The 20,945-nt window shown below is 48.3% G+C and carries 24 protein-coding genes; 23 read left to right on the top strand and 1 reads right to left on the bottom strand.

Features of this window, described 5'->3' with window-relative positions; genetic code table 11:
• Positions 1-103 precede the first annotated feature (103 nt).
• From DWY63_RS04450 to guaA, 17 genes are all read left to right on the top strand, one after another.
• Positions 104-913, top strand: coding sequence for an FAD binding domain-containing protein (locus DWY63_RS04450; RefSeq protein ID WP_022462113.1), 810 nt, complete (start codon positions 104-106; stop codon positions 911-913).
• A complete protein-coding gene (locus DWY63_RS04445) occupies positions 913-1,383 on the top strand; it encodes a (2Fe-2S)-binding protein (protein ID WP_022462114.1) in 471 nt (156 codons plus the stop codon). Before DWY63_RS04450 ends, DWY63_RS04445 begins: the two co-directional genes overlap by 1 nt.
• Positions 1,380-3,719, top strand: coding sequence for a xanthine dehydrogenase family protein molybdopterin-binding subunit (locus DWY63_RS04440; RefSeq protein WP_117801453.1), 2,340 nt, complete (start codon positions 1,380-1,382; stop codon positions 3,717-3,719). Before DWY63_RS04445 ends, DWY63_RS04440 begins: the two co-directional genes overlap by 4 nt.
• Positions 3,710-4,297, top strand: coding sequence for a nucleotidyltransferase family protein (locus tag DWY63_RS04435; protein ID WP_117801452.1), 588 nt, complete (start codon positions 3,710-3,712; stop codon positions 4,295-4,297). The genes DWY63_RS04440 and DWY63_RS04435 overlap by 10 nt, the downstream gene beginning before the upstream one ends.
• Before the next feature lie 127 nt (positions 4,298-4,424).
• Positions 4,425-5,006, top strand: a complete 582-nt coding sequence (locus DWY63_RS04430; protein WP_055218716.1) for a xanthine phosphoribosyltransferase — start codon at positions 4,425-4,427, stop codon at positions 5,004-5,006.
• A gap of 12 nt (positions 5,007-5,018) precedes the next feature.
• Positions 5,019-5,270 (top strand): hypothetical protein, encoded by a 252-nt coding sequence (locus tag DWY63_RS04425; protein WP_022462118.1) that lies wholly within the window; start codon positions 5,019-5,021, stop codon positions 5,268-5,270.
• 185 nt (positions 5,271-5,455) lie between these two features.
• The gene (locus tag DWY63_RS18685; protein ID WP_117801531.1) at positions 5,456-5,752 is read left to right on the top strand and encodes a response regulator; all 297 of its coding nucleotides are present in this window, start codon (positions 5,456-5,458) and stop codon (positions 5,750-5,752) included.
• Entirely contained in the window at positions 5,722-6,204 is a 483-nt protein-coding gene (locus DWY63_RS04415; protein ID WP_117801451.1) for a sensor histidine kinase, read from the top strand. Before DWY63_RS18685 ends, DWY63_RS04415 begins: the two co-directional genes overlap by 31 nt.
• A 135-nt stretch (positions 6,205-6,339) precedes the next feature.
• Positions 6,340-7,437, top strand: a complete 1,098-nt coding sequence (locus DWY63_RS04410; RefSeq protein WP_117801450.1) for a glycoside hydrolase family 172 protein — start codon at positions 6,340-6,342, stop codon at positions 7,435-7,437.
• Positions 7,438-7,715: 278 nt separating this feature from the next.
• Positions 7,716-8,498 carry a polyphosphate polymerase domain-containing protein gene (locus tag DWY63_RS04405; RefSeq protein WP_117801449.1) on the top strand — a complete coding sequence of 261 codons (783 nt, stop codon included), beginning with the start codon at positions 7,716-7,718 and terminating at the stop codon, positions 8,496-8,498.
• 287 nt (positions 8,499-8,785) lie between these two features.
• Positions 8,786-9,019, top strand: coding sequence for a hypothetical protein (locus tag DWY63_RS19050; RefSeq protein ID WP_055227237.1), 234 nt, complete (start codon positions 8,786-8,788; stop codon positions 9,017-9,019).
• Positions 8,991-9,239, top strand: coding sequence for a hypothetical protein (locus tag DWY63_RS19045; protein ID WP_330415415.1), 249 nt, complete (start codon positions 8,991-8,993; stop codon positions 9,237-9,239). Before DWY63_RS19050 ends, DWY63_RS19045 begins: the two co-directional genes overlap by 29 nt.
• The gene (locus tag DWY63_RS04395) at positions 9,239-11,221 is read left to right on the top strand and encodes a carbohydrate-binding domain-containing protein (protein WP_117801448.1); all 1,983 of its coding nucleotides are present in this window, start codon (positions 9,239-9,241) and stop codon (positions 11,219-11,221) included. Before DWY63_RS19045 ends, DWY63_RS04395 begins: the two co-directional genes overlap by 1 nt.
• A 138-nt stretch (positions 11,222-11,359) precedes the next feature.
• Positions 11,360-11,860: a GreA/GreB family elongation factor gene (locus DWY63_RS04390; RefSeq protein WP_022462124.1), complete on the top strand. Its 501-nt coding sequence runs from the start codon at positions 11,360-11,362 to the stop codon at positions 11,858-11,860.
• 28 nt (positions 11,861-11,888) lie between these two features.
• Complete coding sequence (locus tag DWY63_RS04385) at positions 11,889-12,368, top strand: S-ribosylhomocysteine lyase (RefSeq protein WP_055218723.1); 480 nt, start codon at positions 11,889-11,891, stop codon at positions 12,366-12,368.
• 33 nt (positions 12,369-12,401) lie between these two features.
• Positions 12,402-13,280, top strand: a complete 879-nt coding sequence (locus DWY63_RS04380) for an aldose 1-epimerase family protein (protein WP_117801447.1) — start codon at positions 12,402-12,404, stop codon at positions 13,278-13,280.
• Positions 13,281-13,441: 161 nt separating this feature from the next.
• Positions 13,442-14,986, top strand: a complete 1,545-nt coding sequence (gene guaA / locus DWY63_RS04375) for a glutamine-hydrolyzing GMP synthase (RefSeq protein WP_117801446.1) — start codon at positions 13,442-13,444, stop codon at positions 14,984-14,986.
• 292 nt (positions 14,987-15,278) lie between these two features.
• Here the strand turns inward: guaA and DWY63_RS04370 are convergent, their stop codons facing one another.
• Positions 15,279-15,809 carry a helix-turn-helix domain-containing protein gene (locus DWY63_RS04370; protein ID WP_009247529.1) on the bottom strand — a complete coding sequence of 177 codons (531 nt, stop codon included), beginning with the start codon at positions 15,807-15,809 and terminating at the stop codon, positions 15,279-15,281.
• Between the two features lie 448 nt (positions 15,810-16,257).
• Between DWY63_RS04370 and DWY63_RS04365 the strand changes: the two genes are divergently transcribed.
• The 6 genes from DWY63_RS04365 to DWY63_RS04340 all read left to right on the top strand — a co-directional run bounded on the left by DWY63_RS04365 (position 16,258) and on the right by DWY63_RS04340 (position 20,906).
• Positions 16,258-16,446, top strand: coding sequence for a transcriptional regulator (locus tag DWY63_RS04365; RefSeq protein ID WP_009247528.1), 189 nt, complete (start codon positions 16,258-16,260; stop codon positions 16,444-16,446).
• A complete protein-coding gene (locus DWY63_RS04360; RefSeq protein WP_009247527.1) occupies positions 16,447-17,538 on the top strand; it encodes a site-specific integrase in 1,092 nt (363 codons plus the stop codon).
• Positions 17,528-17,863 (top strand): plasmid mobilization protein, encoded by a 336-nt coding sequence (locus DWY63_RS04355; RefSeq protein ID WP_009247526.1) that lies wholly within the window; start codon positions 17,528-17,530, stop codon positions 17,861-17,863. Before DWY63_RS04360 ends, DWY63_RS04355 begins: the two co-directional genes overlap by 11 nt.
• Positions 17,853-19,007, top strand: a complete 1,155-nt coding sequence (locus DWY63_RS04350) for an AAA family ATPase (RefSeq protein ID WP_009247525.1) — start codon at positions 17,853-17,855, stop codon at positions 19,005-19,007. The genes DWY63_RS04355 and DWY63_RS04350 overlap by 11 nt, the downstream gene beginning before the upstream one ends.
• A gap of 355 nt (positions 19,008-19,362) precedes the next feature.
• Positions 19,363-20,502 (top strand): plasmid recombination protein, encoded by a 1,140-nt coding sequence (locus tag DWY63_RS04345; RefSeq protein WP_019190307.1) that lies wholly within the window; start codon positions 19,363-19,365, stop codon positions 20,500-20,502.
• Between the two features lie 26 nt (positions 20,503-20,528).
• The gene (locus DWY63_RS04340; RefSeq protein ID WP_009247523.1) at positions 20,529-20,906 is read left to right on the top strand and encodes a TnpV protein; all 378 of its coding nucleotides are present in this window, start codon (positions 20,529-20,531) and stop codon (positions 20,904-20,906) included.
• Positions 20,907-20,945: the final 39 nt, after the last annotated feature.

The following is a 20,945-nucleotide window of genomic DNA, read 5'->3' as shown; positions in this document are numbered from 1 at the left end:
TTTTGAAAAAAATAGAAAAAAGTTGAAAGGGGGGAGCAGGTCGGGTATAATATTAAATATATGGGCTTCTATATTGAGTAAAAATGGAGGATATAGGGTAAGTATGATTAAGATTAAGGATTATGTCCGGGTGGGGTCGCTGGAGGAGGCGTATGAGCTGAATCAGAAGAGAAGCGCCTGTATCCTGGGTGGGATGCTCTGGACGAAGATGGGGCAGAGGCAGGTGCAGACGGCGATTGATTTGTCCGGGCTGGGACTGGATCAGATTGAAGAGTCCGAGGAGGAGTTTTCGATTGGATGTATGGTAACGCTGCGGCAGATGGAGGAGCATGAGGGGCTGAATGCTTATACCGACGGTGCGGCACGGGAGAGTGTGCGGAGTATTGTCGGGGTGCAGTTCCGGAATCTGGCTACGGTGGGAGGCAGTATTTTCGGCAGATTTGGATTTTCGGATGTGCTGACGCTGTTTCTGGCGCTGGATACGGAGGTGGAGCTGGTTCATGCGGGACGGATGCCGCTGGCGGAGTTTGCCTGTTCAAAGAGAGACAGGGATGTGCTGGTAAGGCTGATTGTGAAGAAGCATGAGGGTGTTACGGTTTATCAGAGTCATCGAAATTCCAGAACGGATTTCCCGGTGCTGACGTGTGCGGTGCGGGTGGAAGACGGAAAAGGATGTGCGGTGCTTGGGGCAAGACCGGCGAAGGCGGCACGTGTAGAGCTTCCGGCGGAGCTGGCGGAAAAGCTGGCGGCTGGAAAGGCATCTGCGGAGGAGCTGAAGGCGGCGGCTTCGGAGATTTCTGATCAGTTTACGTATGGCAGTAATATGCGCGGAAGTGCAGAGTATCGTCATCATCTGGGACGGGTGCTGCTGCGCAGATGTATGGAAGAAATTCAGAAGAAGGAGGAGCAGTGATGAAGATTTCGATGATCTTAAATGGAAAGAAGACGGAAGCGGAAATTGATGCAGACATGCTCCTGATCGATTTTGTGAGAAGCCAGGGATGCTACAGTGTGAAGCGCGGCTGTGAGACGTCGAACTGCGGGCTGTGTACGGTTTTTCTGGAGGGAAAACCGGTGCTGTCGTGTTCGGTGCTTGCGGCGCGGGCGAATGGATGTAAGGTGGATACGCTGGAAGGCCTGCAGGAGGAAGCAGAAGAATTTGGTTCCTTTATTGCCGGACAGGGCGCCGAGCAGTGCGGGTTCTGCAATCCGGGGATGATTATGAATGCGATTGCGCTGTTCCGGGAAAATCCGGATCCGAGTGAGGAAGAAATTAAAGAATATCTGGCGGGAAATCTCTGCCGCTGTTCCGGATATGAAGGACAGCTTCGGGGAATTTTGAATTTCCTTGCCTGGAAAAAGCAGCAGGGAGGTGCGTCATGAGCAGAGAAAATCATATCTATGAACCGGACTGGTCGGGAAGAACCGATCAGCTCTGCAGTGTGAATAAGCCGGTGATCAAAAAGGATGCCCTCGCGCTGGTAACCGGAAAGCCGGTTTATGTAGATGATCTGGCGCCGAAGGATTGTCTGATTGTCAAGGTACTGCGGAGTCCGCATGCCAATGCAATCGTAAAATCCGTGAAAAAGACGGCAGCAGAGCGTGTTCCGGGCATTGAGGCGATTTATACCTGGGAGGATGTGCCGAAACAGCGTTTTACAATGGCAGGACAGACCTACCCGGAACCAAGCCCGTATGACCGTCTGATCCTCGATCAGCATGTGCGCTACGTGGGAGATCCGGTGGCGATTATTGCCGGAAAAGATGAAAAATGCGTGGACCGTGCGCGGAAGCTCCTGAAAGTAGAGTACGAAGTGCTTCCGGCCATTCTGGATTTTCATCAGTCCAAGGATAATGAACTGCTGGTGCATCCGGAGGAAAGCTGGAAATCGCTCTGTCCGGTCGGTGCGGACAATCAGAGAAATCTCTGTGCAAGTGCGGAAGATCACAACGGAGATGTGGAAGCCGTGCTCGCAGAGTGCGATGAGGTCGTAGAGCATACGTATCATGTACGCGCAGCCCAGCAGGCGATGATGGAGACGTTCCGGACATACTGCTTTATGGATACCTACGGACGGCTGAATGTGCTGAGCTCGACCCAGATCGTTTACCATGCGCGCCGCATTCTGTCCAATGCACTCGGCATTCCGAAATCGAAGATCCGTGTTTCCAAGCCGAGAATCGGCGGCGGATTCGGAGCGAAGCAGACGGTGGTTGCCGAAATTTTCCCGGCGTTTGTAACCTGGAAAACCGGAAAACCGTCGAAAATGATCTTTACGAGAGAAGAGTCCCAGACAGCATCCACACCGCGCCATGAGATGGAAGTAACGATCCGCCTCGGTGCGATGAAGGACGGAAGAATCCGTGCGATCGATCTGTATACACTTTCCAACACGGGTGCATACGGCGAGCATGGACCGACAACGGTCGGCCTTTCCGGCCACAAATCGATTCCGATGTATGGATCTCTTGAGGCTTACCGGTTTGCGTATGATGTTGTGTATTCCAACGTAATGTCAGCCGGTGCTTACCGCGGATACGGTGCGACGCAGGGTATCTTTGCCGTAGAATCTGCTGTCAGTGAGATGGCAGCGCGTCTTGGCATCGATCCGATCCGGATCCGGGAGCAGAATATGGTCCGTGAGGGACAGTTCATGCCGGCTTACTATGGCGAAACGGCAAACAGCTGTGCGCTTGACCAGTGCGTGGAGCGTGCGAAAGAGATGATCGGCTGGGATGAGAAATATCCGTGCCGTGATATGGGAAATGGAAAGGTGCGCAGCGTCGGCATTGCGATGGCGATGCAGGGCTCCTGTATTTCCAATCTCGATGTCGGATCGGCAACGATCAAAGTCAACGACGACGGCGGCTATACGATGCTGATCGCAGCGGCCGATATGGGAACCGGCTGCGATACGATTCTGTCCCAGATGGCGGCAGAGTGTCTGGAGTGTGATGTGGATGACATTACCGTTGTCGGCGCAGATACTGATACGTCCCCGTATGACTCCGGTTCCTATGCATCGAGTACGACGTATATTACCGGAAAAGCGGTGGAAAAAGCCTGCATGACGCTTCGGAAACGAATCTGTGCCCTGGCGGCAGAGCGGATGAACGTGCCGAAAGATGAGACAGAATTTACCGGTACCGGCGTCGTGCATGAAAAGAGCGGAAGCAGCATGACGATGGAAGAAATCGCAACAGCGGCCATGTGCAATAACGGCATCGCGCTGGAAGCGACGGAAAGCAACTGCTCTCCGGTATCGCCGCCGCCTTATATGGCTGGTGCGGTCGAGATCGAGCTGGATAAAGAGACCGGCGAGGTCAAGATTCTCGATTATGCCGCCGTTGTCGACTGCGGAACCGTCATCAACCCGAACCTTGCGCGCGTACAGGTCGAGGGCGGTCTGGTGCAGGGCATCGGCATGACGCTGTTTGAAAATATCCAGTACACGGACAAGGGTCAGATGATCAATAATTCGTTTATGCAGTATAAAGTGCCGACCCGCCTCGATATGGGCAGGCTGCGCGTCGAGTTTCGGAGCAGCTACGAGCCGACCGGTCCGTTCGGTGCAAAATCGATCGGCGAGATCGTCATCAACACACCGGCTCCGGCGCTGGCACATGCAATCTACAATGCGACGGGTCTGTGGTTCCGCGAACTGCCGATCACGAGCGAGCAGATTGCAATGGGAATTGCGGAAAAAGAATGCGAGTAACGATACTTTATCTGGCAGCCGGGAACAGCAGACGGTTCGGGGAAAATAAGCTGCTCTATCCGCTGGATGGAAAGGCGGTGTACCGCCATCTGCTGGACCGGCTGGCCCAAATTGCCGGAAGGCATGAGAACTGGGAACTGCTGGTTGTGACGCAGTATGAAAGGATTCTGGAGGAGCTTGCGCCGCTGGTAAAAGCCGGGCGTCTGCAGACGGTGTTTTCGCCGGACAGCGAAAAAGGAATTTCCTATACAATCCGCGCGGGAATCGAGGCGGCGGAGAAGCAAAATGCCGATGCCTGTGCGTGTTTTGTGGCGGATCAGCCGTACCTGAAGGAAGAGACGGCGGAGCGCTTTCTGGAATCCATGGAGATGCAGAAGGCTCCACTTGGCTGCGTTTTCTGCGGCGGCGAGAGCGGCAATCCGGCGTGGTTCTCAAAACCTTATTTTTCAGAACTAAAAGAACTTTCCGGCGACCGCGGCGGAAAAAAGGTGCTGAAACGGCACTGGGAATCGGTAATTCCGTTCCGGGTCGAAGCCGCGTGGGAATTAAAGGATCTGGACCGGAAAGAGGATCTCTGATGCAGAGACACCGGCGGCTGCCATGAATAAAATTTGAGACAGTGCGAAATTTGATGGATTTGGACTTGCATTTCCAGTGAGAAGTAAGTACAATGGGTATAATAAAAATTCGGGAGGCTTCAAAAAAATGCAGTTATTGGAAGACAGAATCCGCAAAGACGGAAAAGTACGCGAGGGAAATGTCCTGAAGGTGGACAGCTTTTTAAATCATCAGATGGACGTCAATCTGTTCCGGGAAATCGGAAAAGAGTTTCAGCGTCGTTTTGCGGGAGAGGAGATCACGAAAATCCTGACCATCGAGGCATCTGGAATCGGAATTGCCTGTGTTGTGGCTGAAATTTTTAATGTTCCGGTTGTGTTTGCAAAGAAAACACAGACCAAAAATATCGCCGGAGATGTTTATACCACAAAAGTAGAATCTTTCACCCATGGAAGAGTTTATGATATCATTGTTTCCAAAGAATTTCTGGGAAAAGGAGACAAAGTTCTCCTGATCGATGATTTCCTGGCAAACGGAAAAGCGCTGGAAGGACTGGCAACCCTGGTACAGGATTCCGGTGCAGAGCTCGTAGGAGCAGGCGTTGTCATCGAAAAAGGGTTCCAGATCGGAGGAAAACTGCTGCGTGACCGCGGCATTCATCTGGAATCTCTTGCCATCGTCGATGGTATGGATGATAAAACCGGGGAAATTACTTTCCGGAAACAGTAAGGAGGCGTCAAAATGGCAAATCTGATTGCAAGAATTGCCGTTCTTCTGGTTCTGGCGGCCGCAGGAATGGTGCTGGCCGACAGAAAAGAAAAAATTGATCTCAGTGTGTCACTGCTGCTGTTTCTGGCGGCAGTCAATGTGACCTCTTTTTTCAGCCTGAAAGATAACAGGATTGTAGTTGTCATGATTCTGACGGTATATTTTCTGTTGTACGCAGGCGCAAAAGAGCTGCTGCGGAGACGGGCAGAGAAAAAAAGAAAATGAATGCAAACCGAACATCCGGCTGCGAGCACCCATGCAAAAGTGCCGGCCGGATGTTTTTGAATTTTTCTGTAAATTCAAAAAGCCCTCCGGGCAGGATCGCGCTGCGGCGGAGGGGGAATTATGTCGCTGAAGCGACCCGCCGCCGGCGGAGAATCCTGAAAATTACCAAAATAAGGAGAACCGATATGAGACTGCTGCTGGCAGAAGATGAAAAAGAGATGGCGCACGCGCTGGAAGCAGTGTTTACACATAACCATTATTCTGTAGATGTTGTTTATAATGGAATTGATGCTGCGGACTGGGCAGAGGGCGGAAACTATGACGGCATGATCCTGGATATTATGATGCCGGGAAAAAGCGGGCTGGAGGTCTTAAGCGAGTGGACGGAGAGCATTCATCACCAGATTGAGCGTCTGAACAGTCTTGTAACACAGCTTCTGACGCTTGCAAAATGGAGGAAGGTGGCGGAGAACTGGAGCTGAAAACATGGAATGCGTCAGAAACCATCATGGATGCCGTAACGTCCATTGAAGCCTCTGCGGTTACGAAACAGATCGCGTTGCAGAGCGATATTGCAGAAGAAGTCCATATGGAAGGGGATGCCGCAAGAATTCACCAGCTCGTTTCTCTTCTTGTGGATAACGCCGTTAAATACACTCCGGAGGGTGGAAAAATCCACATTTTCTGGCGAAAAAACGGCAAAAAAGCAGAATTTTCGGTGCAGAATACCTGCGATACCCTGCCGGAAGGTGATCTCAACCGCCTCTTTGACCGCTTCTACCGTGCGGATGCGTCGCGGGCCAGGGAAAGCGGCGGCTATGGAATCGGCCTTTCCGTGGCAGCTGCAATTGTAAAGGCACATAAGGGAAAAATCACCGCAGAGCGGACACGAGATGGCATCTGTTTTAAAGCAGTCTTTCCGGCAAAAGGATGAAAGAAACAAAATTCCGGAAAAACAGAAAAATGACGGCAGGGCAGGAAAGGCAGACACACAAAAAAGCAGAAATCAAAAGCTTCCAAGAGAGAAAAAACAACAGAAAACAAAAGAAAACAAAAGGAGGAATATATGATGTTTGATTGTGGTTTACAGAATATTTTCCGGCTGAAAAACGGACAGTCCCGTTCCATCAACTGGGAAAACCGGAATGGAGAAAAAGGAAAAGGCGGCATGGCATCCAGCGATCTTGGTCCGTCCAGAAAAGGTTCCCCGTGTATCCCGAAAATAGAAGCAGGAGAGACCGTAACACTTGGTGAGATCCAGGGAGAAGGCATCATTCAGCACATCTGGATCACCGTCACAGACCGTACCAGTGAACGTAACCGTTATGTTCTGCGGGATCTTGTTCTGCGCATGTACTGGGATGACGAAGAAGATCCATCCGTGGAATGCCCGCTTGGCGATTTCTTCTGCTGCGGCTTCGGTGTTTCCTACCAGGTAAACTCAGTCCCGATTGCTGTCAATCCGACCCGTGGTTTCAACAGCTATTTCCCGATGCCGTTCCGTAAAAACGCCCGTATTACCATTGAAAATCAGTGTGATGAGCCGATTCCGGCCTTCTTTTATCAGATCGACTATTGCCTGACAACGGTTCCGGAGGATGCTGCCTATTTCCATGCCCAGTGGCGTCGTCAGCGCATAACGGAAAAGGCAAAAGACTACGTTGTCCTCGACAACATCAAAGGGAAAGGCCAGTACGTTGGAACGTATCTTGCACTTACCAGCCTCGAACGCTACTGGTACGGAGAAGGTGAGATGAAATTCTACATCGATGGAGACAAGGATTATCCAACCATCTGCGGAACCGGAACAGAAGATTACTTCGGTGGTGCCTGGAGCTTTGCAACACAGCAAAATGGCCAAACCGTTGAAAATCAGTACTGCACTCCGTATCTTGGATATCCTTACTACTCTACCCACGATACCTTCCTTCATAATGATTACCACAATGATGATCAGATGCCACAGCGCAGCTTCTACCGCTGGCATCTTCTTGATCCCATCCTTTTTGAGAAGGATCTTAAGGTAACCTTGCAGCAGATTGGTGTCAGTCACGGAGGCCTCTTTGAACGTCAGGATGATGTCGCTACCACAGCTTACTGGTACCAGACGCATCCTCATGTACCATTCGCGCCACTCATGTCCAGAAAAGAGCGCTGGCCAAGATGATTTTTGACGCTTTTCCTATTTTATATGTTTCATGACGTTGCATATCGGCTGCAAGAGTCCGTTCCGAACAAATCCGCTTCCAACGAATTTGTCCGGAAAAGGGCTCTTTCTTTTTTTATATGGTATTCAAAAAGCGATCCGGATTACAGAGGTCCGTCTTTTCACAAACCTTTCACATTTTCCGTCCATTCTTTAAGGTTCCTTTAAAGTTTCCTCATTATACTTAAAAATGTAAAAAACATTTCCGGAAGTAAATCAAACGAAAGGATCAATCGATTATGATGCAAAGCCAACAGATTCCCATGACCTTCCAACGGTATGAAACAAAATACATGCTTTCCCCGATCATGGCTCGCAAGCTTCGCAAGAGCCTTCCGGGTCATCTGCAGATGGATGAATACGGCCTTGATACCATCTGCAGCCTCTATTACGATACCCCGGATCACCAGCTCATCCGCCGTTCGCTGGAAAAACCCGTCTACAAAGAAAAACTGCGACTCCGCAGTTATGGTCCGGCCAAAGAGACCAGCCCCATATACGTAGAACTAAAGAAAAAATATGAAGGAATCGTCTACAAACGCCGCGAGCGCATGATATTATCAGAAGCGGTTCCCTATCTTGCGGGAAAATCAGAACCGGGCTTCGACAGCCAGATTCTCCACGAAATCACCTGGTTTCGCAACTACTACCGGGGGCTTGCTCCCGCTATGTACATCGCCTACGACCGCATCGCCTGCTTCGGCACGGAAGACAGGAACTTTCGTGTTACCTTCGACACCAATATCCGATGGCGTACCGACAATCTGTGTCTTGACGGTCCAACGGAAGGAACCAGGCTTTTAGAACCAGGCTGGTATCTCATGGAGGTGAAATCACCAGGTGCTGTGCCCCTATGGTTCAGCAAAATTCTGGATGATCTTGCAATCTATCCGGCATCATTTTCTAAATACGGCTTTGCCTATCAGATTGAAAATCAGAAAGCATCAGAAGAAAAAGAAGAAAAAGCTTTCATACCATTCACAGATATCCGGCAAACCGTATCAAAAACAGCATTCCGTTAGCTGAATCAGGTAAGTCCTCTGCGGCCATTGCGAAAAGCAAGAAGCAGTGGGTGGACTCACAGCTTGCGAAAAGCCTTTTTCAAACATAATCTGCTTCACAAAAAAAGAAAATGTAACTATTCAGAGCCATGCAAAATAGAAGAAAAATCGCGAATCATGCTTGCATGAATGAGCGGTTTTTCTGGAACTTCATATGGCGAGAAGCAACATCGCGATGTAGCGTAAGCGGAATCGAGATGGGGCTCTGAATAGACAAGAAAATAAAAAAATTCTGGGAGGAATTTGCTATGCTTAACACAATATTCAGTTCTGTTTTTACAGAAACAACCGCCGCCTTCACCTTTGGTCAGTTCCTTGCCTGCACAGCAGTGTCTCTGATTCTGGGACTGTTGATCGCTGCTGTTTACAGGTACAAAAGCGAATGCACCAAAAGCTTTGCTGTCACACTTGTTCTGATGCCTGTGATCGTACAGATGGTGATCATGCTCGTCAATGGAAATCTTGGAACCGGAGTCCCTTGATTATACCAGTGTTTTTGACGATATCTTTGCCAGGTATCTGACCCGTTGCGAGCTTGTACAGGTAAAAACCACGAATATGGGAAGTCTTTTCAAGCTGGAGTATCGCATCGTATTCCGCGAGGAAGGCGAAGAGAAAAACATGATTGACCAGCTCCGCCGCAGAAACGGAAACCTTGAAATCCTGTGCAGTCGTGCGCAGACCGGAAGGGAGGAATTATAATGAATCGAAACAGAAAGAAAAAAAACAGAAAAAAAGAGACCGGCGCAGTCGTCAGCCTGCTTCTTGCATCATCGCTGGCCTTCGGCGGATGCGGCACAGCAGTGACATCTTCCAGCTCTGTAAATGCCGAATCTGCCCGTACAGAGTCAACCGGCGAAACATCTGCCGACAACGCGGATACCACATCAGAGAGCACAGATTCGGAAAATGCAATGGAAAGTGCTTCCGATATTAATTTTGACCTGGAACTGACCGAATCCACTATCGACACCGAATTCACAGACCGTGAGAAGAGCGGAAGCTACAAAGCGTCGGAAGCCGTAAAAATTACACTTAATAAGACGACAGCTACCGTCTCCGGCAGCGGAGTCAAAGCAGATGGCAGCACAATTACCATCACGGAAGAAGGCGTTTACATCGTAAGCGGAACACTTGAGGATGGCCAGATTATCGTAGACGCATCCGATTCCGACAAGGTTCAGATCGTACTCGATGGAGTCCATATCAACTGTGAGACGAATGCTGCCATCTACGTTCGCGAAGCGGACAAAGTTTTCATCACGCTTGCTGAAAACAGCAGCAACACGCTTGGCGGTGGAAACGAGTACACTCAGATTGACGACAACACGGTAGACGGCGTTATCTTCTCCAAATCAAATCTTGTCTGCAACGGGACAGGAAGTCTGACCATCGAGGCAGACTACAAGCACGGGATTGTATCCAAAGATGACCTTGTGATTACCGGCGGAACCTACAAAATCGCCGCTGCGGACAACGGGATCACAGCCAAAGATCAGATTAAAATTCTGAACGGAAGCTTTGACATTGATGCTGCAAACAGTGCGGTCAAAGCGAAGAATACGGATGACGCAGAGCTTGGAAATATCTATATTGCCGGTGGAATTTTTACGATCGAGGCGGAACAGGACGGCTTCCATGCAACCGGCAGCATTGTTGTCGATGACGGAACCATCACCGTAAACTCCGGTGATGACGGTTTCCATGCGGATCTCGACACCGTCATTCATGGCGGAACGATCCTTGTTGAAAAAAGCAACGAAGGCCTGGAAGGAAAACGTGTCGTGGTCAACGGCGGTGACATTACCATAAACGCCAGCGACGATGGCGCCAATGCTGCCGGTTCCGGTGACGATGACAGCAATGCCGCAAGCGCAAACAACGATAGCAGTGCTGCCGTAAACTCCGGTGATGATAGCAGCATATCCGGTGCGGCAGACGGAAAGGAACCTCCGCAAATGCCGCCTGATACAGAAAACGGCAGCGATATGCAGCCATCGCAGGACTTCGATCCGGAGAACGCTCCGTCTGGCGGAAATGCGCCGCAGGACTTCGATCCGGGGGATGCTCCTTCTGACGGCGATGCTCCACAGATGATGCAGGGAGGCCCTGGCGGCGGGGGAAACTCTGAGCTTTACATTAAAATTACCGGCGGAACCCTGACCGTATCTGCCGATGGTGATGGTCTTGATTCCAACGGCGGTCTTCTCGTGACCGGCGGAACCACGATCGTGTACGGGCCGACCAGCGATGGTGACAGTGCCCTCGATTACGACGGAAGTGCAATTGTGACCGGCGGAACCTTAGCTGCTATCGGCAGTGCCGGCATGACGGAAAGCTTCGACGAAGCTTCCACCCAGCCCGTTATCACCTATTACTGTACGGAAACCCAGTCCGCTGACACTGCCATCACACTGACAGACAGCGATGGAAGTGCCCTCTTCACGGTCACACCCGAAAAAGCCTACGCCAGCATCGTTTTGACCTGCCCAGAAATGAAACTGGGCGCAACGTATACTCTGGCTGCCGGTACCGACAACGAAGAGATCACCCTCACGGACATCATCACCACCGCCGGAACCCGGTCTGTTAAAACGATGAGCGATCCCGAAGGTGGAAAAATGCCAAATAACAGCGACAACAAAGGAATTCCGCCTTCAAAACCAAGCAACACGGCTGAGTGAACCGTTATAGTTCATTCAGCACCGGAACATTTGCTGTTCCGGTGCGTAAGAAAGTGATTCTACCGTGGCTGTCTTCCTACTTCCAATTTACCGTATTCTGTGCTAAAATAACCTCACAAGAAAAGAGGTAGAAAAATCATGTATGATAAACTGACCGAAAACGATATTAAAAAAATGCAGGAAGAAATCGACTACCGCAAACTGGTTGTCCGTCCAAAAGAACTCGAGGCTGTAAAAGAAGCCCGTGCCCAGGGCGATCTCAGCGAAAACTTTGAATACAAAGCTGCCAAACAGGACAAAAACCGCAACGAAAGCCGCATCCGCTATCTGGAAAAAATGATCAAAACCGCTCACGTTATTTCAGATACCTCAAAGGACGACGAAGTCGGCATCAACAATACCGTCCAGGTTTACATCGAAGAAGATGATGAGACAGAAACCTACAAACTTGTCACCACCGTTCGTGGTAATTCTCTCAAAGGATACGTCAGTATCGACTCGCCATTAGGAAAAGCCATTCTGGGTCATAAAGTCGGCGACCGCGTCACTGTAAAAGTAAGCGATGCCTATAGTTATGATCTCATCATCAAATCCATCGAAAACACTGCGGATACCGATGATGAACTCCGCAGCTATTAAAGGACAGAAAGAAAGGAAAATACCAGTCATGGAAAAAATTGCAAGCTTTACGATCGACCATATCAAACTTAAACCAGGCGTCTACGTTTCAAGAAAAGATCATGTGGGTGACAGCATCATCACCACCTTCGACCTGAGAATGACCTCCCCAAACGATGAGCCCGTCATGAACACCGCTGAAGTCCACACCATCGAGCACCTCGGAGCCACCTTCCTCCGTAACCATGAGCAGTGGAAAGACAAAACCGTATACTTCGGTCCAATGGGCTGCCGCACCGGTTTCTACCTGCTGCTGGCAGGAGACTACACCTCCAGAGACATCGTCCCGCTCGTCACCGAAATGTATGAATTCATCCGCGATTTTAAAGGCGAAGTTCCGGGCGCATCTCCGAAAGACTGCGGAAACTACCTGGACATGAACCTCTCCATGGCCAACTACCTCGGCAAAAAATACCTGGATGAAGTCCTGTACGGAATTGATGATTCCCGTCTCGTCTATCCAGAATAAACCATAAAAAATAACACAGGGGGATATCAAAACATGAGAACCATGGAAAACGAAAACCTGCGCGTGCAGATCAGCGATCACGGCGCAGAACTTAGCAGCATCTATGACAAAGCGGCAGACCGTGAGGCAGTCTGGATCGGCGATCCGGCCTTCTGGAACCGCCACGCACCGGTCCTGTTCCCGTTCGTCGGAAAAGTAAACGGTGGCTTCTACACCCATAAAGGAGTCAAATACCCGATGGGTCAGCATGGCTTCGCCCGCGACAACGAATTCGAGTGCATCGAAAACACCGAAAACAAAACCGTACACCGCCTGGTATCGACCGAAGAAACCCAAAAAGTCTACCCGTTCGATTTTGCCTTCACCGTAACCCAGGAACTCTCCGGCAGAACCCTGACCATAACCTGGAACGTAGAAAACACCGGTGATGATGACATGTACTTCTCCGTCGGCGGACATCCTGCATTCATGATTCCGGAACAGTATGACATCGTCTTCAACAAAGGCCTGGAAAACCACACCGAGACCGAACTCGAATACGTCCTGATCGACCCGGAAACAGCAGGCGTCGATGCCGCACATCCGAGAAAACTGAAACTTCAGGACGGCAGAATCCCGTACACCAGAACCCTTTTCGACGAGGACGCCCTGATCTTCGACAATACCCAGGTCGAGCGCGTCGGCGTAGAAGTGGATGGAAAACCGTACGTCACTCTCACCTGCAAAGGCTTCCCGAGCGTCGGCGTATGGTCCAAGCCAAAAGCAGATGCCCCGTTCGTGTGCCTCGAGCCATGGATCGGCCGCTGCGACAACGTCGGCTTTGACGGCGAATTAAAAGACAAATACGGCGAACAGCACCTGAAAGCCGGGGAAACCTTCCAGGCAGGCTACACCATCACCATCGGAGAATAAGGACCCGAAAAAAAAGAAAAACCTCCGAAGTACAGCGAAAAGAACACGATTCCTGTACTTCGGGGGTTGAAATTTTACGGTTTCTTTACTATAATTAGCATCAAACCCAAAAAACGCATGTAGTTCATCATGCACAGAAGAAAAAACAGGAGGGAACGTTCTTGAAAAGAGAAACGGTTATCGTACTTGATTTTGGCGGTCAGTACAATCAGTTAATTGCAAGACGTGTACGTGAGTGCAACGTTTACTGTGAGATTTATTCTTACAAAACAGACATCGAAAAGATCAAAGAAATTCAGCCGAAAGGTATTATCTTCACCGGCGGCCCGAACAGCGCATATCTGCCGGATTCCCCGACTTATACAAAAGAAATTTTTGAACTTGGAATCCCGATCCTCGGCATCTGCTACGGATCACAGCTGATGATGCATCTGCTCGGCGGAAAAGTAGAAGTAGCACCGGTCAGAGAATATGGAAAAATTGAGGTAACTGTAGATACCAGTTCCGCACTGTTTGAGAACGTATCCGAAAAAACCATCTGCTGGATGAGCCACAACGACTACATCTCCAAAGCAGCTCCGGGATTCGAAATCATCGCCCATACGGATGACTGTCCGGTAGCAGCCGTTGCAAACGTAGAGAAAAACCTCTATGCAACCCAGTTTCATCCAGAAGTTCTGCACACCAAAGAAGGAAAGAAAATGCTTTCCAACTTTGTATACAATGTCTGCCGCTGCGCCGGCGACTGGCACATGGACTCCTTCGTAGAAGAATCCATCAAAGCTATCCGCGAAAAAGTAGGCGACGGAAAAGTCCTCTGCGCACTGTCCGGCGGAGTCGATTCCTCCGTAGCAGCTGTTATGCTTTCCAAAGCAGTCGGAAACCAGCTGACCTGCGTATTCGTAGATCACGGCCTGCTGCGTAAAAACGAGGGCGATGAAGTAGAAGCAGTCTTCGGACCGGACGGCCCATACGACCTGAATTTCATCCGCGTTAACGCACAGGAGCGTTTCTATGCAAAATTAAAAGGCGTAGAAGAGCCGGAGAGAAAACGTAAAATCATCGGCGAAGAGTTCATCCGCGTCTTCGAAGAAGAAGCAAAGAAAATTGGTGCTGTAGACTTCCTGGTACAGGGAACCATCTACCCAGACGTTGTAGAGAGCGGCGTCGGCGGAGAATCCACCGTCATCAAATCCCATCATAACGTCGGAGGACTGCCGGACTACGTAGATTTCAAAGAAATCATCGAGCCGCTGCGCAACCTCTTCAAAGACGAAGTAAGAAAAGCCGGCCTTGAGCTCGGCATCCCGGAATACCTCGTATTCCGTCAGCCATTCCCGGGCCCGGGACTTGGCATCCGTATCATCGGCGAAGTAACCGCCGAGAAAGTCAAAATGGTACAGGACGCCGACGCGATCTGGCGCGAAGAAATCGACAAAGCCGGAATCGCCCACGAAATCGGCCAGTACTTCGCAGCCTTGACCAACATGCGCTCCGTCGGAGTCATGGGAGATGAAAGAACCTACGATTACGCCATCGCCCTCCGCGCCGTCACCACCACCGATTTCATGACAGCCGAAAGCGCAGAAATTCCGTGGGATGTCATCGGAAAAACAACGAGCAGAATTGTAAACGAAGTAAAACACATCAACCGAGTCATGTACGACTGCACCGGAAAACCACCGGCAACGATCGAGTTTGAATAAATCGAGTTGCTTAAAAAAGCCAGTGTTTATGCGGGTTTCAGCGATTTCGATTAGTCTTTTGATAACAAATTGATAACAGTCATAGCAAGTGCCATTATTCTTGTTATCCAGTGGTTTATGGGTAACGGAACAATTAACAGGTGGCTTGCAGACTAAAGTTCGGAGCTTGGCTCTGAACAAATTCCATATTATAAACTAAGCCCTTAGCTGTGGTTAATAACCATAGTTAAGGGCTTTTTTGTCGTTGCCAAAGCATCTGTAGGGAGCTGCCAGTGGCAGGTCCTGTAGGTGCTTATTTATCTTTCAAGTGGTCTTTGAATGCTTCCACGAGAGCGTCACTTAATTCCTGTGATGGAACTTTTGCCCAACGCTGTGTGGTGTCGAACTCTGGATAATGGTAACGCCAGTTATCGTATTCTTCTCTGTTGATTTCTTCGGAAGATAGCTTGTCTGCCTGTTCTTTCCAAGCATACAGCATTTTGAGGAGTTCATATGCTTCTCTGCCTTTGTCCTTGTTGACCTTTAAGCATACCTCTCCGTCTGCTTCACTGACAGTAAGACCGTAAATATCTTCAAGGGTAAACAGAGTGTGCATAAGACCGATATAGCTGTCTATGTCAGGAACATCAAGAGCCTGTGGAGAAACATCAAGCACCTGTGCCAATGCATTTGTAAGGTCTGCTTTCGGTTTGCGTGTACCAGTTTCGTACTGTGCCAAACGCACATCAGCACTCTTTTCTGGAAAACCGATTGCTGTACCGAGATACTTTTGTGTCATACCACGCATTAGTCTGAAAAAATGTATTCTTTCGCTGATAGCCATAATGATACGCTCCTTTTATATTTAGTGAAATAAGTATAGCAGAAATGTTTAGTGGAAGTCAAGAAAAACCGAAACAAAAATGTTTAATATTTTCTTTGCAACCACTTGACAATAGCAAATATGTTTAGTAAAATAAATTACGAATTAAACAAATATGCTTAATGCGACAACTGAATGACCGTCCGAAAAGCCAAACCGCCAAGACCTCGTCGGAGCAAGTTCCGTATCGTTCGCTTGTGTGCAAGCACAAAAGCTCATTCGCTGCACTGCTCCTCCTCTTCCCCAAAAGTCTCCGACTTTTCGGGAACCCCTATACGAGCGAGCGCCTGATGTACTGCGGTGCATTGGGACAGCACAGCGCCTGCCGACAAGCAGGAGTGCCTGTTGGAACTTTAACACGGAGAAAGCGGCAAGCAAAAAATTATTTTAAGAAAGGAAGAAAAAGGATATGGAAAACAGATTTATCCGAGCCGAAGATGTGGCTCAGGAACTAAACGTATCAAAACCTTATGCATATAAACTCATCAGACAATTAAATGAGGAATTGAAAGCAAAGGGCTTTATTACGATTGCAGGGCGTGTAAATCGCCAGTATTTTTACGAAAGGCTCTACGGAGCAGGAAAGGGGGAAATGTAAATGCCGGTATTTAAGAATGAAGATAACGGTACTTGGTATGTGATGGCAAGGTATGTGAACTGGAAAGGGGAACGCAAGCAGAAATGCAAGCGTGGCTTTGCTACCAAACGAGAAGCACAGGAATGGGAAAGAATGTTCAAATTGCAGACTTCTTCAGACCTTGATATGAGTTTTGAAGCCTTTACGGAGCTTTATATCAATGATGTGAAGAACCGTTTGAAGGAAAACACGTGGCTTACCAAAGAGCATATCATACGCACAAAGATACTTCCGTATTTCGGGAAACTGAAAATCAGCGAGATTTCCACAAAGGAGATTATTACTTGGCAGAATGAAATGCTTGCCTATCGTGATGAGAAGAAAAAGCCTTATTCACAGACGTATCTGAAAACGCTGCACAATCAGTTGTCCGCCATTTTCAATCACGCTGTCCGCTACTATGAACTGCGTTCCAATCCTGCGGCAAAGGTGGGAAATATGGGACGTGAGGAACACAAGGAAATGCTGTTCTGGACAAAGGAAGAATACAAGAAATTCTCTTTTGAGATGATGGACAAGCCTGTTTCCTTTTATGCGTTTGAAATGCTTTACTGGTGCGGTATCCGAGAGGGCGAGCTGTTAGCTTTGACTCCGGCAGATTTCAACTTTGATAAGGAAACAGTCACAATCAATAAATCCTATCAGCGTTTGAAAGGGCAGGATGTGATTACTTCTCCGAAAACGAAAAAGAGCAACCGCACGATTAAAATGCCGAAGTTTCTGTGTGAGGAAATGAAAGAATATCTCGGTATGCTTTACGGATTGAAGAAGAAAGACCGTATCTTTACGGTGACGAAAAGCTATCTTCATCACGAGATGGACAGAGGGGCAAAGGCGGCAGGCGTGAAGCGTATCCGCATTCACGATCTCCGTCACAGCCACATTTCACTCTTGATTGATATGGGCTTTTCTGCGGTGGCGATTGCTGACCGAGTTGGTCACGAAAGTATTGATATTACTTATCAGTACGCACACCTCTTTCCGTCAAAGCAGATTGAGATGGCAGAAAAATTAGATGATTTAGGGAAAGGAGATTTTGAAAATGTCAGCTAAGAACAGAGATAACAAAAATCGTTGGAGGAATATCACAGTAGGGTTTCGAGTATCGCCCGAAGAAAACGAACTCATTAACAGAGCTGTAGCTCTATCAGGATTGCCAAAACAGGAGTATTGTTACCGCCGTTGCTTAAATCAGGATGTGGTGGTACAGGGCAATCCGAGAGTGTATAAGGCGTTGAAAACGGAATTTGCCACAGTCCTTGCGGAACTGAAAAGGATTGAAGCAGGAAAAGGTGTGGATGATGAACTGCTGAGTGTAATAGAACTGATTTCCATTATTCTCGGCGGTTTGAAAGGAGAGGATGCGAATGGAGAATAAAAAAGAAATGACTATTCCAAATGTATCTGCGGCAACAGATGCGGAACAGTCACTTTCCAAATGTACTGACAATAGTATAGTCAATCAGGATACGGATTTCAAGGGGTACGAGCAATCTTTTGAAGAAATGCAAAGGGAAATACTCAGACAGTTAGACCCTTCCTATCTGAAAACAGTATCAATGACAACGCTGTATGATACGGTGTTTGAGGTTCAGACACCACTTATCGACGGTCTGCTCCAAAGGGGAACTTACCTTTTCGTAGGTTCCCCGAAAGTGGGAAAGAGCTTTATGATGGCACAGCTTGCCTATCATATCAGCACAGGCACACCGCTTTGGGAGTATAAGGTGCGTAAGGCAACGGTGCTTTATTTTGCCCTTGAAGATGATTACCCACGTTTGCAGAAGCGATTGTTTCAGATGTTCGGTGCAAAGGAGACAGGCAATCTGTATTTCGCAACGGAATGTAAAACGGTCAATGGCGGACTGGAAGAACAGATAAGAGGGTTTATGAGGGAACACCCAGACACAGGCTTGATTATCATAGACACCTTAAAGCGTGTGCGTGAAGCAGGCGGAGCAGATTACAGCTACGCAAGTGATTATGATGTTGTGGCAAGGCTGAAAGCGTTGGCAGACAGTTACAAGGTTTCAATGCTTATTGTTCATCATACACGCAAACAAAAATCGGAAGATATATTCGATATGATTTCAGGCACGAATGGTCTGATGGGTGCGGCAGACGGTGCATTTGTTCTCAGTAAGGACAAGCGTACTTCCAACAATGCCACACTTGATGTTGCTGGCAGAGACCAGCAGGATATGAAAATCCATCTTGTAAGGGACAGCGAGCGATTGGTGTGGAACTTTGCAAAATCGGAAACGGAGATGTGGAAAGAACCGCCCGAACCTCTGCTTGAGAAGATAGCGGATACGCTCTTTTCGGAAAGTGACAGATGGGAAGGAACTGCTTCGGAACTTTGCGAAAGGCTTGCGGTGGATATAAAGCCGAATGTACTTTCTTTAAGGCTCAGTATCAACGCAAGCAGGCTGTTTCGTGATTACGGTATCCGTTATCAGAACAGCCGCACACACGACGGAAGAAAGGTTTCACTTTGGAAAGAAACCGAGCAGACGGCGTGACAAACGGTGTCAAAGGTGTCAATGTTTTTGAGAGCAGCACGCTGTGAAAAACATTGTCACCATCGTCACACTTTGACACCGGATAAAGTTTAGGGGAGTGTGCAGAGAGTGCCTTTTCAAAGGCGGCTCTTTGGTCTCGCCTGCTGGCTCGGTCGGTTCGCAGGCGTGTGTGCCACCGGCACACGCTCACCCCTCGGAGAGCCTTCGGAGAACGCAAAACCTGTTTACAGGTCGCATTTTTGATGGGTGTACCCGTCAAAAGTGCTTTTGCGTTACTTTTGACAAAAGTAACAAAACCTGAGAATGTTGAAATTTACAGATGGGAGATGAAAAAATGCAGAGAACGATAAGTGCAATGGTCGGTAAAGGCTCGGTCAATCACAATAGCCGAAAGTTCCGAGCAGAAAATGTAGACGGAACTCGTACTCATCTCAATATCGACTACTGCAATGAAAATATAAAGACAGTTTATCACGAATTGTTTGATGAAGCATTGGAAAGATACAATGCCAAGCAGATAAGGTCAGACCGAAAGATAAAAGATTATTATGAAAAAATCCGAAGTTCCAAGCAGGAAAAACCGTTCCACGAAATCATTTTACAGGTGGGCGGTAAGGGAAATATGAACGCCGATACGGAAAACGGAGAACTGGCAAAGCAGATTTTAGATGAATACTATCAGGGTTTTCAGGAGCGAAATCCACAGCTTCGGGTGTTCTCGGCTCATCTGCATATGGATGAAGCTACACCACATCTGCACATAGATTTTGTACCTTTTACCACAGGCAGCAAGCGTGGACTTGATACAAGAGTGTCACTAAAGCAGGCTCTTGCAACGCAAGGTTTTAAGGGCGGCAGTCGTGGCGATACGGAGTGGTCGCAATGGATACAGTCCGAAAAAGAACAGCTTGCGGCGGTGATGGAACGTTATGGGATTGAGTGGGAACATTTAGGCACACACGAAAAACATCTTTCTGTTTTGGATTATAAAAAGCAGGAAAGAGAAAAAGAAGTGGCGGCATTAGGTGCGAAAATCGAGCAGAAACAGATTGAATTTGATGTGTTGTCGGAACGAGTATTGAACTATGATAAGGCAAAAGACGAGCTGTCAAATCTTGAAATAGAGCTTGATACTGCACCGAAATATCAGTTGCCAGAACCAGAGAAATTTATGACTGCAAAGGCATATAAAACCAAAATGGCAGAGCCGGTTGTAAGGAAATTGAAGCAACTTGTCAAAACGGTGCTTGCCCGCTGCTTTGAGGGGTGGGACAACTATCATAGGCTGAATACAGCGAATGCACAGTTATACCGCACCAATCAGCGTTTGGAGAAAGTCAATGAAAGATTGACCGAAGAAAACAAAATCCTAAAAGCAGAAAATAAAGATTACAGCCTGCTCCGTAAGGTTTTTGGTCGCAAACAGATAGATGATTTGTTGGAGCAGGCAAGAACAGTTAAAGGTCGCAAGCGTGATAATACACGATCACGATAGACAAAAATCACAGGAGGAAAAGGAAAATGACAAAGACAATTTTTGAAGAAATGGGCGGAACTTATAGACAGGTGGGTGATTATTTATTGCCGAACATCACAGTACCAGCCGAAGAAGAAATAGAGCCGATTGGTTTATGGGGGAAACGACATGCAAGGCATTTAAAGGAACACTATAAAGTGTTATATATGAACCTGCTGACAAGCGGAAAGCTGCATAGTTATCTTGCAGAAGTCGATAAGCAAGCAGAGGATATGTTTCTTCGACTGGTAAAGGAATATGCCGACAGACAAGATGTGACGGAACAATTAAAGAAAGATAATCCCTACGAATGGATTGGAAGAATGAATAATATTCAGGCTTGTGTGAGGGAAGTTGTAGGAACGGAGTTGATTTACACATAAGCGTTTTACGGTATGGTGCTCCTGCGTTTGCTGGAGTGC

It is taken from the genome of Blautia sp. AF26-2 (genome assembly GCF_003460955.1).
GTDB classification, from domain to species: Bacteria; Bacillota; Clostridia; order Lachnospirales; family Lachnospiraceae; genus Fusicatenibacter; species Fusicatenibacter saccharivorans.
Note: the sequence above shows the minus strand (reverse complement) of the source record. Positions and strands in the feature narration are given on the sequence as shown.